Annotated in this window: 10 protein-coding genes and 1 pseudogene; 8 read left to right on the top strand and 3 right to left on the bottom strand. The window is 69.5% G+C overall.

Translation table 11 applies throughout. From position 1 onward, the window contains the following. The 7 genes and pseudogenes from AB3X52_RS18930 to AB3X52_RS18900 all read left to right on the top strand — a co-directional run. Positions 1 to 355: pseudogene (locus tag AB3X52_RS18930) on the top strand (glycosyltransferase family 2 protein); the annotation flags it as partial. Continuing rightward, the gene (locus tag AB3X52_RS18925; protein ID WP_367995664.1) at positions 352 to 1251 is read left to right on the top strand and encodes a glycosyltransferase family 2 protein; all 900 of its coding nucleotides are present in this window, start codon (positions 352 to 354) and stop codon (positions 1249 to 1251) included. The pseudogene AB3X52_RS18930 and the gene AB3X52_RS18925, both read left to right, overlap by 4 nt. A gap of 6 nt (positions 1252 to 1257) precedes the next feature. Continuing rightward, positions 1258 to 2451, top strand: a complete 1194-nt coding sequence (gene glf, locus AB3X52_RS18920) for a UDP-galactopyranose mutase (protein ID WP_367995663.1) — start codon at positions 1258 to 1260, stop codon at positions 2449 to 2451. Continuing rightward, on the top strand, positions 2448 to 4490 hold the full coding sequence (locus AB3X52_RS18915) for a glycosyltransferase (RefSeq protein ID WP_367995662.1): 2043 nt from the start codon (positions 2448 to 2450) through the stop codon (positions 4488 to 4490). Before glf ends, AB3X52_RS18915 begins: the two co-directional genes overlap by 4 nt. Continuing rightward, positions 4483 to 5412: an ABC transporter permease gene (locus tag AB3X52_RS18910; protein ID WP_367995661.1), complete on the top strand. Its 930-nt coding sequence runs from the start codon at positions 4483 to 4485 to the stop codon at positions 5410 to 5412. The genes AB3X52_RS18915 and AB3X52_RS18910 overlap by 8 nt, the downstream gene beginning before the upstream one ends. Position 5413: 1 nt before the next feature. Beyond that, positions 5414 to 6205, top strand: a complete 792-nt coding sequence (locus AB3X52_RS18905; protein WP_367995660.1) for an ABC transporter ATP-binding protein — start codon at positions 5414 to 5416, stop codon at positions 6203 to 6205. 269 nt (positions 6206 to 6474) lie between these two features. Beyond that, positions 6475 to 9483 (top strand): FG-GAP-like repeat-containing protein, encoded by a 3009-nt coding sequence (locus AB3X52_RS18900; protein WP_367995659.1) that lies wholly within the window; start codon positions 6475 to 6477, stop codon positions 9481 to 9483. A gap of 28 nt (positions 9484 to 9511) precedes the next feature. On the opposite strand, the gene AB3X52_RS18895 is transcribed toward AB3X52_RS18900, so the two are convergent. The 3 genes from AB3X52_RS18895 to AB3X52_RS18885 form a co-directional block, all read right to left on the bottom strand. Continuing rightward, a complete protein-coding gene (locus tag AB3X52_RS18895) occupies positions 9512 to 10522 on the bottom strand; it encodes a hypothetical protein (protein WP_367995658.1) in 1011 nt (336 codons plus the stop codon). 49 nt (positions 10523 to 10571) lie between these two features. Then, positions 10572 to 12335 (bottom strand): WD40 repeat domain-containing protein, encoded by a 1764-nt coding sequence (locus AB3X52_RS18890; protein WP_367995657.1) that lies wholly within the window; start codon positions 12333 to 12335, stop codon positions 10572 to 10574. A gap of 64 nt (positions 12336 to 12399) precedes the next feature. Then, positions 12400 to 13194, bottom strand: coding sequence for a TIGR03089 family protein (locus tag AB3X52_RS18885; RefSeq protein ID WP_367995656.1), 795 nt, complete (start codon positions 13192 to 13194; stop codon positions 12400 to 12402). Positions 13195 to 13244: 50 nt separating this feature from the next. On the opposite strand from AB3X52_RS18885, the gene AB3X52_RS18880 reads away from it, so the two are divergent. Further along, a partial coding sequence (locus AB3X52_RS18880) for a mannose-1-phosphate guanylyltransferase (protein ID WP_367995655.1) occupies positions 13245 to 14360 on the top strand: 1116 nt, incomplete at its 3' end.

Here is a 14360-nt window from a genome sequence, read left to right as displayed (position 1 = left end):
GGGCGACGACCACGAGTACCGCCTCCGCGCCGAGGCGGCGGGTGCCCGGATCGCCACCGTCGTCGACGCCCGCGTGCGCCATCCGGCGGTGGGCAGCCTCGGGACCCCGATGATGCGGGGGCGGACGACGTACAACCACTCGCCGAGCGACCTGAAGCACTACTGCATGGCGCGCAACAACCTGCTCAACCTGCGCGACTACCGTGGCTGGCCGCACGCGCTGGCCTTCGTCGTCAAGACACTGTGGTTCTACACCCTGACCAAACCGTCCGTACGACGCCTGCGGCTCTCCGCGCAGGCCTGGGTCGCCGCGCTGCGCGGTGACTTCACCGGACACGAGAGGTTCCTGCGATGACGGAGTCCGTGGCGATCGTCGTCGTCACCTACAACCGCGCCGACCTGCTCGCGCCGATGCTCGAGGGGCTGCGCCGCCTGGAGCGCCCGGCGGAGGCCGTGATCGTCGTCGACAACGCCTCGACCGACCACACGGGCGACGTGCTGGCGCAGGCCCGCGTCGCGGGGCTCCAGGTCGTCCGCTCCGCGCAGAACCTCGGCGGGGCCGGCGGCTTCCACCTCGGTCTGAAGACCGCCTATGACCAGGGCTTCGACCGGATCTGGCTCATGGACGACGACGTGGTCCCGGCGCCGGACTGCCTGACCGTGCTGCTGGCGCAGGACGAGCCCTGCCTGGCCGCGGTCCGCGAGGACAGCGCCGGACGCCTGGTCGAGAAGGCCGCGGTGCGGTTCGACCTGCGCAACCCCCTCGCGGTCCGCCCCAAGACCGACATGGTCGAGACCGTCTTCGGCCGGCGGGACGACATGCCCGCACGCGTCGCGATCGAGAACGTCGCCTTCGAGGGCTTCATGGTGCGGCGCGAGGTGGTCGCGCGGATCGGGCTGCCCGACCCGTCGTACTTCATCTTCTACGACGACGTGGACTTCGCACTCCGGGCCCGGCGGGCGGGCTACACGATCTGGGCGATCCGCGACGCGGTGCTGGTGCGCCAGCTCGACTTCAGCCAGCAGCACGACCTGGCCGGCTGGAAGGGCTTCTACATGTACCGCAACCTCTTCGCCGTCCACTTCCGCTACGGCGAGAACGCGCTCGTCCGGGCGAAGCCGTGGCTCATCACGGCGGCGGTCGTGCTCCTCAGCCCGCTGCGCGGCGGGAGACGTGAGGCGGCCAACGTGGTCCGTGCCCTGAGGTCGGCGCGGGGAATGCGGAGCCTTCCCTCCTCGTCCGTAGACTGACCTGCCGTGTCCAACGCAGACCTCCCCGACCTGCCTGACCTCGTGGTCGTCGGCTCCGGCTTCTTCGGCCTGACGATCGCGGAGCGGTGTGCCACCGAGCTCGACCTGAAGGTGCTCGTCCTCGAGCGCCGCTCGCACCTGGGTGGCAACGCCTACAGCGAGCGCGAGCCCGAGACCGGCATCGAGGTGCACAAGTACGGCGCCCACCTCTTCCACACCTCCAACGAGCGGGTGTGGGAGTACGTCAACCGCTTCACGACCTTCACGAACTACCAGCACCGCGTGTTCGGGAAGTACGCCGGCCAGGTCTACTCCCTGCCGATGAACCTCAACCTGATCAACGTCTTCTTCGGCAAGAGCCACACCCCCGACGAGGCGCGTGCGCTCATCGCGGAGCAGGCTAGCGAGATCCGGACCGAGGACGCCGCCAACCTCGAGGAGAAGGCGATCTCCCTGATCGGGCGTCCGCTCTACGAGGCGTTCATCAAGGGCTACACCGCCAAGCAGTGGCAGACCGACCCGACGGAGCTCAGCGCGGACATCATCACGCGCCTCCCGGTCCGCTACACCTTCGACAACCGCTACTTCAACGACAAGTACGAAGGCCTGCCGACCGACGGCTACACCGCGTGGCTGGAGAAGATGGCGGAGCACCCCAATATCGAGGTCCGCCTCGAGACCGACTTCTTCAGCGTCGCCGACGACTACAAGGGCCGGGTCCCGATCGTCTACACCGGCCCGGTCGACGAGTACTTCGGCAACGCCGAGGGCCGGCTGTCGTGGCGCACCGTCGACCTCGAGGCCGAGGTCGTCGATGTCGACGACTTCCAGGGCTGCGCGGTCATGAACTACAACGACCCCGACGTCGCGTGGACCCGGATCCACGAGTTCAAGCACTTCCACCCCGAGCGCACCTACCTGCCCGGGCGGACCGTGATCGTGCACGAGTACAGCCGCTTCGCCGAGGAGGACGACGAGCCGTACTACCCGATCAACACGGCCGAGGATCGCGAGAAGCTGCTGAAATACCGTGATCTTGCCAAGAAGGAGCCGATGGTTCTTTTCGGTGGCCGCCTGGGCACGTACAAGTATCTCGACATGCACATGGCCATCGCCTCGGCGCTGTCCATGTTCGACAACAAGCTGCGGCCGCACTTCGCCGAGGGCGCGCCGCTGACCAGCGGAGGCGTCGACGAGTGACCACCACACTGACCAGCGACCCGGCGGGGCCGGCGACGACGGGGACGGTGACGCGGCTCCTGCAGCGGCAGATCCTGCCGACGGACGGTGACCTGGAGGTCTTCCCGCTCTACGTCGACCCCGAGGCGGCCATCCTCGACGCCGACAAGTACGAGGTCGGCGCCAACAAGCAGGCCCGCGACCTCAACGCCTTCCAGATGCGCCAGTCGATCGCGTCGGGGAAGACGATCCACCCCGACCAGATCCTCTCCCGGACCGCGCTGCGTCTGGACGAGGGCGAGTCGATCTCGTTCGGCACCTACTTCAACGCCTTCCCGGCGAGCTACTGGCGGCGCTACACGGTCGTCTCCTCGGTCAGCCTGGCGATCACCCTCACCGGTCAGGAGGCCCGGGTGGTGGTCTACAAGTCGACCGCCAACGGGCGCACCCAGCAGGTGGACTCGGCCGCCACGGGCAGCGAGGGCGGCCGTACGACGTTCACCTTCGACCTCACGCTCAAGCCGTTCGTCGACGGCGGCTGGTACTGGTACGACGTCATCGCCAGCGACCACGAGGTCGTGGTGGAGTCGGCCGAGTGGACCGCGCAGGTGCCGGCCGACCGGGCCGAGCACGGCACGGTGGACATGTGCATCACGACGATGAACCGCCCCGACTTCTGCGCGAAGCTGCTCGGCCAGCTCGGTGAGGACGACGTCCTCCGGCCCTACCTCGACACCGTCTACGTGATGGAGCAGGGCACCCAGCTCGTCAAGGACTCGGAGTTCTTCCCGGCCGCCGAGGAGGCCCTCGGCGGCGTCCTCACGGTCCTCGAGCAGGGCAACCTGGGCGGCTCGGGCGGCTACGCCCGGGGGCAGCTGGAGTCCCTGCGCAAGGGGACGGCGACGTACGCCCTCATGATGGACGACGACGTCATCTGCGAGCCGGAGGGGATCGTCCGGTCCGTCACCTTCGGCGATCTGTGCCGCAAGCCCACGCTCGTCGGTGGCCACATGTTCAACATCTACGCCCGTGCGCAGCTGCACAGCTTCGGCGAGGTCGTGCAGCCCTACACCTTCTGGTGGGGCTCGGCGCCGGGCGTCTTCGGCAACTGGGACTTCTCGGCGCGCAACCTGCGCTCGACGCGCTGGCTGCACAAGCGCGTCGACGTCGACTACAACGGCTGGTTCATGTGCCTGATCCCGCGTCAGGTCATCGCGGAGATCGGGCTCTCCCTGCCGCTGTTCCTCAAGTGGGACGACTCGGAGTACGGCCTGCGCGCCAAGGAGGCCGGCTTCCCGACCGTGAGCCTCCCGGGCGCGGCGGTGTGGCACGTCCCGTGGACGGACAAGAACGACGCCCTCGACTGGCAGTCCTACTTCCACCACCGCAACCGCTTCGTGGCGGCCCTGCTGCACTCCATCTACCCGCACGGCGGCCGGATGGTCATGGAGAGCTTCAACCACCAGGTCAAGCACCTGGTCTCGATGCAGTACTCCACCGTCGCCATCCGTCACCAGGCCCTGCTCGACGTGTTGGAGGGGCCGCAGGCGCTGCACGACGCGCTGCCGACGAAGCTGCCCGAGATCCGGTCCTACGCCACGCAGTTCCAGGACGCCCGGCTCGAGACCGACCGCGACGCGTTCCCGCCCGTACGCCGCCACAAGCCGCCTCGGAAGGGGCGGGGGGACGACGACGTACTCAAGGGCTGGGAGGTCAGGCTGGCCGCGCTCAAGGCCCCGCTGCGACAGCTCCGCAAGCCGCGTGACCTCTCGAAGGCCTACCCCGAGGCCGAGCTCCCGGCGATGGACTCGCAGTGGTACCGCATCACCAAGTACGACTCCGCGATCGTCTCGATGAACGACGGGCAGAGCGCGACGTTCCTCCAGCGCGACCCGCAGCTGTTCAAGGAGCTCCTCAAGAAGACCGTCGAGATCCACGCCCGCTTCCGGCGGGAGTGGCCGCGACTGGCCGAGGAGTACCGTGCAGCACTGGGGGACATCACCTCGCCCGAGGCGTGGGAGCAGACCTTCCGACCATGGACGGAGGCTTCCGATGAGTGACACCGGTACGGCGACAGCTGCCTCCGGGGAGGACGCTCCCGAGGAGCGCACGATCCGGATCGTCGACGCACCGCTGGCCCCGCCCTCGGCCCACCTGGGCCTGTTCTCGGTCTTCCAGAAGCGCTACCTGCTCAAGCTGCTGGTCAAGCGCGAGGTCCAGGCGCGCTACGCGGGCTCGGTCATGGGCCTGTTCTGGTCCTACATCAACCCGTTGAGCCAGTTCTTCATCTACTGGTTCGTCATGGGGCACATCATGGGCGCCCACCGCAACGTCGAGAACTACCCGATCCACGTCTTCTCCGGCATGGTCGTGGTCCACTTCTTCACCGAGACCTTCGGGTCGGGGACGCGGTCGATCGTGCGCAACAAGTCGCTGGTCAACCGGTTGGCGCTCCCGCGCGAGATGTTCCCGGTCTCAGCGATGCTGGTCTCGCTCTACCACGTGTTCCCGGCGTCGGTGATCCTCATCATCGCCGCGCTGGCGACCGGGTGGGTGCCCGACCTCGGGACGCTCTTCGGCGTGCTGCTCGGGCTCGGGATCATCATGTTCCTGGGCACGGCGCTGGCGCTGATGTTCAGCGTGGCCAACGTCTTCTTCCGCGACTTCGGGAGCGCGGTCGGGATCTTGTCGAACTTCGTCCGCTTCGGCGTGCCGATGATCTACTCCTTCGACCAGATCCACGACAAGTTCGGTCACTTCGCCGACTACTACCTCTTCAACCCGATCGCCAACGCCGTCCTGCTGTTCCAGCGAGCGTTCTGGGCGCAGAGCACGGCGGATCCGCATCTCACCATCACGACCAAGCTCCCCGAGCACCTCTGGCGCGACGGGATCCTGGCCCTCCTGGGTTCGATGGTGGTGCTGGTGATCGCCCAGTTCATCTTCAACCGGTTCGAGAACCGCATCCCGGAGAGGCTCTGAGATGGCCGAGTCGATCCGCGTCGAGAACGTCACGAAGAACTTCACCCTGCGCTACCACCGCACCTTCAAGCAGATGACGGTGGCGATGGCCAAGGGTCAGGACGTCAGCGACAGGTTCACCGCGGTGGACGACGTCTCCTTCAGCGTCGAGCAGGGGGAGTCCATCGGCCTGATGGGCCTCAACGGCTCCGGGAAGTCCACGCTGCTCAAGATGATCAACGGCGTCATGCGACCCGACAAGGGGAGTGTGCTCACCCGGGGCCGGATCGCCGGCCTGATCGCCACCGGCGCCGGCTTCCACCCGCAGCTGACCGGGCGGGAGAACATCTACCTCAACGCCGCCGTCATGGGGCTGACCCAGCGGGAGACCGACCGGATCTTCGACGACATCGTCGAGTTCGCCGACATCGGTCGCTTCCTCGACACCCCGGTCAACACCTACTCGTCGGGCATGAACTCCCGGCTCGGGTTCTCGGTGGCCGTCCACATCGACTCCGACATCTTCCTCGCCGACGAGGTGCTCGCGGTCGGTGACAAGCCCTTCAAGCGCAAGTGCCTCGCGCGCATGGAGGAGATCCGCAAGAGCGGACGCACGATCTTCTACGTCAGTCACGCGGCGGCCTCCGTGAAGCGGATGTGCGACCGGGTGCTCGTCCTCGAGCAGGGCAAGCTCGCCTTCGACGGTGACGTCGACGCCGGCATCAAATACCTCAAGTACGGCGACGACAGCGACGATCCGGACCAGCTCGACTCGCTGGAGAACGACGACGCCGAGCTCGGCGCCGACATCTGACGTCGCACCGACTCGGTGGGTCTGGTGTGCCGATCAGGCACCGGGCGCCTCACGGCCCGCGGGGAGATCCCCGGGCGGTGAGGCGCTTTGTCGTCGTACGCCCGGTGTGGGACGTGGCCTGCGCCCATCGATCGCAGCGATCTGGGAGTTGTCGGCGTGTCGACTAGAAATTACATCATTGTAGTTACTCAGTTCCTCTTCCCAAGTGCTGTGACTGGTGTGAAAGTTGAGTCCTCGTGTGACTCTTCCCCGCACACCTGGAGCACTCCATGCCTCGCACCAAGGGCCGTCTGCGCCCCGCTGCCACCTCCGCCTCCCGCCACACCCGCTTCGTCGCGACCTGCCAGCAGCTGCTGGTCCTCGGCGTCGTGTTCGCGGCGCTCATCCCGGCCGCCAGCATCGTCAGCCTCGACGTCGTCAAGCAGAGCCCCGACGCGAGCGTCCGCGCCAGCGGCCCCGCGGCGGCGATGGCCGCCTACATCCGCGCCGCGGAGACGCCGTCGACCGTGCCGGCGGCGCCCGTCGACGCGCACGTCCGCGAGGTGGCGCTGACCCCGGCGACGCTACCGCAGGCCAAGGCCGGCGTCTCGGGACGCACGATCGCGCCGAGCGCGACCACCTCACAGGCGACGCTGGCGCGGCCCACCGCGCGCACGACCGTGGTCACCAGCGACCCGCAGCGGGTGACCGGCTTCGGCGTCGTGGGTGTCACGTGGTCGCACGCCGACCAGGTGGATCCGTCCCACGTGGCGGTGCAGATCCGCACCGAGAACGACGGCCGCTGGAGTGCCTGGAAGGCGCTCGAGAACGACGACGACGGGCCGGACCCCTCCAGCGCGGAGGGCAAGGCGGCCCGACCGGGCACCATCGAGGGCCTGGTCGGCCACGTCGAGCAGGTGCAGGCCCGGCTGACCGCCACCGGCGTCGCCGTGCCGGCGGACCTGAAGCTCGCGATCGTCGACCCCGGCACGCCGTCGGCGACCACGTCCGAGCGCCCCGCGATCGACACCGGTGACGCCGCCGGCGACGTCCCTGCGTCCAGCCCGCCCGGCACGACCGGCACGACCGGCACGACCAGCACGGCCGGCTCCGCGGCCGACGTCTCTGCGACCACCGCCAGTTCCGCGGGCAGCGGCTCCGCGGCCGGGACGGGCGAGGCGGCCGCCGTCCTGGCCGCGGCGGCGTACACCCCGAAGCCGCAGATCTACAGCCGCGCCCAGTGGGGCGCCAACGAGAAGATCCGCGAGCAGACCAAGCCGAGCTACTTCGAGATCCACGGCGGCTTCGTCCACCACACCGTCAACGCCAACGACTACACGAAGGCGGAGGTCCCCGGGATCATCCGGAGCATCTACGCCTACCACGTGCAGAGCCGCGGCTGGCGCGACATCGGCTACAACTTCCTCATCGACAAGTTCGGCCGCATCTGGGAGGGCCGGTACGGCGGCGTGGCGCGGCCCGTGGTCGGTGCCCACACCGAGAACTACAACGACTACGGCTTCGGCGTCTCGGCCATCGGCAACTTCGAGACCGCGAAGCCGACGAGCGCGCTGATCCAGGCCGAGGGCGCGATCTTCGCCTGGAAGCTCTCGCTCCACGGCGTCAACGCGAATGCGACCAACGTCCGCATCGGCAAGAAGGTCTTCCCGCACGCGATCGAGGGGCACCGCGACACGAAGGCGACGGCCTGCCCGGGCAAGTACCTCTACGCCCGCATCCCCGACATCCGCACGATCGCCGCGTCGCTGCAGAAGGGGTGGAGCGGCCGTGAGCTGGCCTCGAACATCGCGGGCACGGCGTACCCCGACCTGATCGCGCGCCGCGCCAAGGATGGTCGCGCCATGCTGATCCGCACCGGTGGGCTCGCCGGCTTCCACGCCGCGAAGACGACCATGACCGGCTTCTCGACGTCGACGACGCTGGTGGTCTCGCCGGACCTCACCGGTGACGGCAAGGCGGACCTGGTCACGATCACCTCCGCGGGCAAGGCTGCGACCCGGCCCGGCAACGGCAAGGGCTCCTTCGGCGCGGCGGTCTCCTCGATGCCGAAGCAGTTCGTCGGTCGCACCATGATCGCCGCCGCCGGCGACCTCGATGGCGACGGACGCAACGACCTGATCGGACGCGACACCCGGACGGGACGCCTGGTCCTCTTCCACGGCAACGGCAAGGGCGCGTTCACTGCGAGGCTGAAGTACTTCACGCTCTCGGGCTACGACCTGCTCATCGGGACCGGGGACGTGACCGGGGACGGCCACCCCGACATCCTCGGCCGCAAGGGCAGCCGGCTGATGCTCTTCCGCGGAGACGGCAACGGTGTCTTCCACTCGCCCGTCTCGGTCGCCAGCAACACCTACCGCTGGTCGACGTACACCGCCATCACCGGCTACGGCGACTTCGACAACGACGGCAAGGCCGATCTGCTGGCGCGGGGGTCGAGCGGCCGGGCGTGGATCCTGCCCGGCGACGGTCGCGGCCACTTCGGCAAGCCGCAGGGCCCCTACAGCCCGACCTCGGCGGCCGGCTCCTGGATCGGCGCCGCGAAGGTCACCGGTGGGCTGCTGCCCGACCTCCTCGGACGGAGCGGCACGAGCCTGCGTCTGGTCCAGAACACCGGCCGCCGCAATCTCGCTCCGGCGACCGACGCGGGCGTCAGCCTCACGGGCTACAACCGCATCATGATGGCGGGGGACTGGGACCGCGACGGCAAGGGCGACTTCATCGCGCGCCGGACCAACGGCGACCTCTACCTCTTCCGTGGCAAGGGCGGCGGCAAGTTCGACGCGCCGACGAAGCTGGCCAGTGGGTTCGGCGCCGTGCGCTGGCCCGTCGTCGCCGGCGACATCACCGGCGACGGCTACCCCGACATCCAGGGCCAGGTCAACGGGTCCGTCCGGATCTATCCGGGCAACGGCCTGAAGGGGCTGCAGGCGTCGTACGTGTCCCACAGCGCGATCAGCGCGAGCGCGCAGATCGCGGCCGGCCGGTGGAACGGCGACGGGGCGCCCGACAGCATCTTCCGGGCCAACAACCAGCTGACGCTCTATCCCGGCAACGGTCCGGGCGGGCTGACCAGCCCCGTCAGTCTGGGCATCAACGTCAAGGCGTACGACGTGATCGTCGGTGTCCGCGACCTGCGCAACGCCAGCGGCAGCGACCTGATCGTCCGGGAGAAGGCGACGGGCGACTTCTACGCCCTGCAGCGGCTGGCCGACGGCAAGCTGGGGACGAGGGTCTACCTCGGTCCGGGCGGGAAGGCCTACGACCTGATCGGCTGACGTCTTCGGCGCCGGCGCAGTCGGGAGGTCATGGGAGCTGATTCTCGGGAAGTGGGCGGATGTCGTCGTACGGATCGTCGGAGTAGGGCCGCACCACCTTGCTGGGCTTCGCTGAGCCGGGAACGACGCTGCAGGCGCCGTCGGGGACGGTGCAGGTCATCAGCGCCGCCGTGTCACCGTCGACGAGACGATTCCGGTGCGGGTCGCCCGGTCCCTTGATCGCGTACCCGAGAGCGGTGTGGTCGTCGAGCCAGAGGCGGAAGTGCCAGCGCGAGGCGCCGGTCCTCGGTGTGACCCGGCGGTGGCCGGCGTCGCGGAACCGGCCGTGCCAGCCGGCGGCCCTGGGCGTCTCGAAGGCCCAGGTGTGGTCCGCGTTCCACCTCGTCCGCGGCTCCTGGCCGATGTTGTTCCACGGGGCGCCCGGGGCGAACCTCTCCGCCTGGGTCAGCGGCCGGGAGTCGCCCGTCGCCAGCACGAAGCGCCGCAGACCGTCGACGGTGTCGATGTAGGCGTCGGTGTCGTCCACCAGCAGGACGCCGGGATCCACATCGTCGTAGTTGTCGTCACGGGCCGGATCGCCCATGTGCTTGCCGCTGTGCAGGACCTGGGTGCCGGTCTCGAGGTCGACGATGGTGATGGGGTTCTCGTCGGCGAGACCGTCGCCTCCCGCGGTGGGGTCGGTGGTGACGAGGAAGCGTCCGTCGGGGGATGCGGCAAGGCTGTCGGCCTTGATCCCGGTCGCCTCGGTCCCGCCGGCCGTGACGTGGACGACGGGAAGGGCCGCGGCGTTCGGGTCGCCCACCCTCGCGTACGCCCCGTCCCCGGCGAGCACGTAGGAGACGACGCGCTCGTGGATGTCGGTCTCGTCGCCGCCGGGGAGATGGATCACCGATCCGTCGGCCCAGGAGAGAGCGCTGGTGTCGACGAGCGTCGAGGTGGCCGGCCAGTCGTCGCCCGACGTCGCGTCGGCGCCGCAGGCCGCGGTGGCGAGGAGCAGCGCCAGGGCACCGAGGACGTAGACGGGGCGGTGGAGTCTCATGTCGGGCTCTTCGGGTCGCGGGCGGCGGACGAGGGCGTCGCGGGTGAACCTAGTGGTCGTCGTCGCGGTACTCGGCCTGCTTCATCGTCATCGCGGTGCCCTCGTCGCTCCGGGCGTAAGTCAGTGCCGCGTCGACCAGACCCTGCCTGCCGATGCCTGCCGAGATCCGGCACTCGTCGATCCACTCGCCGGTCGTCTCGAGATAGGAGGTGACCGAGCTGGCGAAGGAGGCGGCACCGGTGACCTTGCCGAGGTCGGCGGCGTCCAGGTGGATGGCCTTCACCCGGCCGCTGCACCGGTCCATGGCCCGCTCGACGGCGTGCAGCTCGTCCTCGGCCCGGTGCAGCGTGACCGGGTCGACGTCGAGCGTCCCGGACCCCGCGAAGCCGAGCTCGGAGCCGGGCGTCCGGATCATCCGCTGGCTCGCCCAGGTGGCTTCGTCGCCCTTGACCATGTAGGGATGCGAACCGCTCTCGAGCACGGTGTAGAAGCTGCCGTTGCGCGGGTCGTAGACCGTGCCCTCCGCCATGTTCGGCATCGCGATCTTCTGCTCGGCGGGGTCGACCTGGCGCCCCGGGATGGTGTCGTAGACGTACTTGTTGCTCGTGATGTGCCGCAGGTCGTAGGTCTCCAGGGTGCTGCCGGCATGCTTGCCCGCCGAGTTGTCCAGCGAGACACCGGAGCGGCTGAAGACGATCTTGCCGTCGTGGACCGCGATGCCCTGGACCCGGTCCGGGATGGGGTGCGGATGGCCGACCTGCACCCACTTCCCGCCCTCGCGCTTGTACTCGGTCAGCGCGCCGGGACCCTTGCCGCCGTCGTAGTACGTGCCGGTGTAGAGGTGACCGTCGTCCCCGATGGTCGAGAAGGCTCCTCCCTGGACCTCCTGACGGTGGGAGGGCGCGACGTTCGTGCCGACCGGCTGGCCGAAGACCTTGCTGCGGTCGTACTCGATCACCTCGCCGGGGTTCCCGGAGGAGGAGATCACGATCTTGCCGTCGGGGGTGACCGAGACGGCTCCGAGGTGGTCCGGGATCTTCCCGTCCCCGCCGGTGAGGTTGACCGTGTTGATCAGCTCCCCGGTGTCGGGATCGATGATGTTGAGCTGTGCTCCTACGTCGTGGCCGTCGCCGTCCTTCTCGTAGGAGGTCTGCAGCAGGTAGCCGGTCTTCGGGTCGTAGCCGAGCCCCTGCGGGGTGGCGCCCTCTCCGTTGTCGGTGCCCGCGCCGGTGGCGTACACGTTCGGGATGATCGGCCCCATCGTGCTGGGGTCGTTGAGGTCCCAGACCAGCGACTTCTTCAGTCCGTTGAGCAGCCACTGGGTCGCCTCGGCGTCCGGGTCCTCGCTGCTCCACATGCCCGCGGTGTCCAGCCACGCCTGCTGGTTGCTCAGCACGGTCTCGTAGGTGCTCCGGACCCTGAGGAGGTCGTTCATGACGCCGAGGTAGAGGGCCAGGAAGCCCAGCAGGTTCTGGTTCTGAGGCAGGTCCTTCTCCCGGTGCCAGCGGTTGATGACGGGGGTGGCGTCCGCGACCATCGCGGTGTAGCCCTCCCGGGCGGCACGGACCACGATCTTGACCCGGTTGAGCCGGTGGTAGCCGTTCTGGGCGGCGGCTTCCGTCGCCCACGCCCGTGCGTTGAACGCGGTCCTTCCCTCAGGACTCCGCCAGTCGGGGAGCCCCTTGGCGTAGCGGACCGACTCGGCCGCGTCGAAGATCTTCCTCATCTCCGCGCTGGTGTCGTCACGGACCGCCGCGATCCGACCCGGGTCGCCCGAGGTCATGTCGTGGTAGAGGCTCACCGGTCCGGTCATCGTGCGTCCTCATGCTCTGCGGCCAACGTCACGGGAGGCCTACCCCGAGGACGAGCCGACAAACCTACGTCGGCCGCGGGGTGTCCCCGCGTGGGACGCGACCCGTGACCCGCTCGGTGGACGCGATCGCGTCCAGCCGGGCGGCGTCAGCGGCGTCGGCGTTTGCGACCAGCACGAGGGAGCCGCCGCTCACCAGCGGCTCCGTCACGGAGGCGGTCCCCGGTGGGGAAGCCGGGGCCACCTCCGAGAGGAGGCGGCTGCCGCCGGGCACACCGGCGGCAGCCGCCCACAACTCTTCCTGTGACGTCTCCGGGCCGTCCGCCCAGCGGGTGGCGGCGTCGTCCGGCCGGGGCGGGTCCCACGGGGTGAAGCCGTCGGGCTGGCCCCAGATCTCCACCCCGACGTCGTGGACGCCCGCCGGGAGCGGATCGGCGAAGCGGACGCCGAGGGGCAGCAGCGAACAGGCGAGCACCGGCACGTCGGGGCGCTCGGCGCCGTACGCCTGCCAGACCGGGAGCGTCGCCGCGCCGCAGACGACCGCGTCGGGGCTCTCGGCGTCGGTCACGACCAGGCCGGTGTTCCAGGCGGCGCCGAGGAAGACCACGGCGAGCCAGTGCGCGGGCAGGTCGATCCGCAGGCACTGGCCGCGCTCGAGGCCGAGCTCGTCGACGAGCAGGCTGGAGGCCTTCGCCACCCAGTTGGCGTACGTCGTCAGCGACAGCTCCACCCGCTCGCCGGTCGCCTCGTCGTAGAACGTCACGAAGGGGCGCCCGGGATCGGTGCGGAGCGCGGCCGAGAGGACCTGCGGGAAGGTCGCCGGCGGGCGCGAGGACGGGGAGAGGGAAGTCGGCTCGGTCACGGTTCCAGCATCCCGCACCGCGATCCGTGCCGGTCTCCTAGGCTGTCGGCATGAGCTTCTGGGCCGTCATCCCCGCCGGCGGCGCCGGCACCCGGCTGTGGCCGCTGTCGCGGTCGGCGGCCCCCAAGTTCCTGCGTGATCTCACCGGGTCGGGCCGCACCCTCCTGCAGGAGACGTACGACCGGCTCGTGCCCCTCGCCGGCGACCGGTTCGTCATCGTGACCGGGGCGGCCCACCGCGAGGCGGTCTGCGAGCAGTTGCCGGGCCTGTCCGAGGGTGGCCTCATCGCCGAGCCGTCGGGACGCGACTCGATGGCGGCGATCGGCATCGCGGCCGCGTTCCTCGAGCGCCGTGACCCCGACGCGGTGATGGGCTCCTTCGCTGCCGACCATGTGATCAAGGGCGCGCCGTCGTTCGAGAGCGCCGTCCGGACGGCGGCCGAGATCGCCCGCGAGCGGGACTGGCTCGTCACTCTCGGCATCACCCCGACGTTTCCGTCCACGGCGTTCGGCTACATCCGCGAGGGGGAGCCGCTCGTCGGACACGACGACGCGGTGGTCGTGGGCGAGTTCGTCGAGAAGCCGTCGGCCGAGGTCGCCGAGCAGTACCTCGCCAAGGGCTGCTACCGGTGGAACGCCGGCATGTTCGTCGTACGCCCGCGGGTGCTGCTCGACCTGCTCGCCGACCACGACCCGGAGTTCGCCGCGACTCTGCGCACGATCGCGGCCGAGCCCGAGCGACTCGCCGAGCTGTGGGAGACGCTGCCCAAGATCGCGCTCGACCACGCCGTCGCGGAGCCCGCGGCCGACGCCGGCCGGGTCGCGATGGTGCCGGCCGCCTTCGGCTGGGACGACATCGGTGACTTCGACTCCCTCGCGACGCTGCTCGAGCATGCGCGTACGGCGGCAGCCTCGGGGCCGACGATCCTCGGGGACGCCGAGCTCGTCCACGCCATCGACTCGACCGGCCTCGTCGTCCCGCGCAGCGGGCGCACCATCGCGCTGGTCGGGATGGAGGACGTCGTCGTCGTCGACATGGAGGACGCCGTCCTGGTCACCACCCGCGCCCACGCCCAGCGGGTCAAGCAGATGGAGATGGCCAATAGCCGGATCAAACGAGATCCGGAGCCGTTGCTGCGGTCCGCCGGCGTTCCTACATTGACCGCC

Origin of the sequence: Nocardioides eburneus (assembly GCF_040838215.1) — a bacterium.
Classification (GTDB): Bacteria; Actinomycetota; Actinomycetes; order Propionibacteriales; family Nocardioidaceae; genus Nocardioides; species Nocardioides eburneus.
The sequence above is the reverse complement of the archived record's forward strand: the minus strand, read 5'-3'. Positions and strand labels throughout refer to the sequence as shown.

What these genes read in the sequence shown, in the direction of transcription:
- AB3X52_RS18925 (WP_367995664.1), top strand. Translation starts at nt 352, where the DNA reads ATGACGGAGTCCGTGGCGATCGTCGTCGTCACCTACAACCGCGCCGAC.
- AB3X52_RS18910 (WP_367995661.1), top strand. Translation starts at nt 4,483, where the DNA reads ATGAGTGACACCGGTACGGCGACAGCTGCCTCCGGGGAGGACGCTCCC.
- AB3X52_RS18905 (WP_367995660.1), top strand. Translation starts at nt 5,414, where the DNA reads ATGGCCGAGTCGATCCGCGTCGAGAACGTCACGAAGAACTTCACCCTG.
- AB3X52_RS18900 (WP_367995659.1), top strand. Translation starts at nt 6,475, where the DNA reads ATGCCTCGCACCAAGGGCCGTCTGCGCCCCGCTGCCACCTCCGCCTCC.
- AB3X52_RS18895 (WP_367995658.1), bottom strand. Translation starts at nt 10,522, where the DNA reads ATGAGACTCCACCGCCCCGTCTACGTCCTCGGTGCCCTGGCGCTGCTC.
- AB3X52_RS18890 (WP_367995657.1), bottom strand. Translation starts at nt 12,335, where the DNA reads ATGACCGGACCGGTGAGCCTCTACCACGACATGACCTCGGGCGACCCG.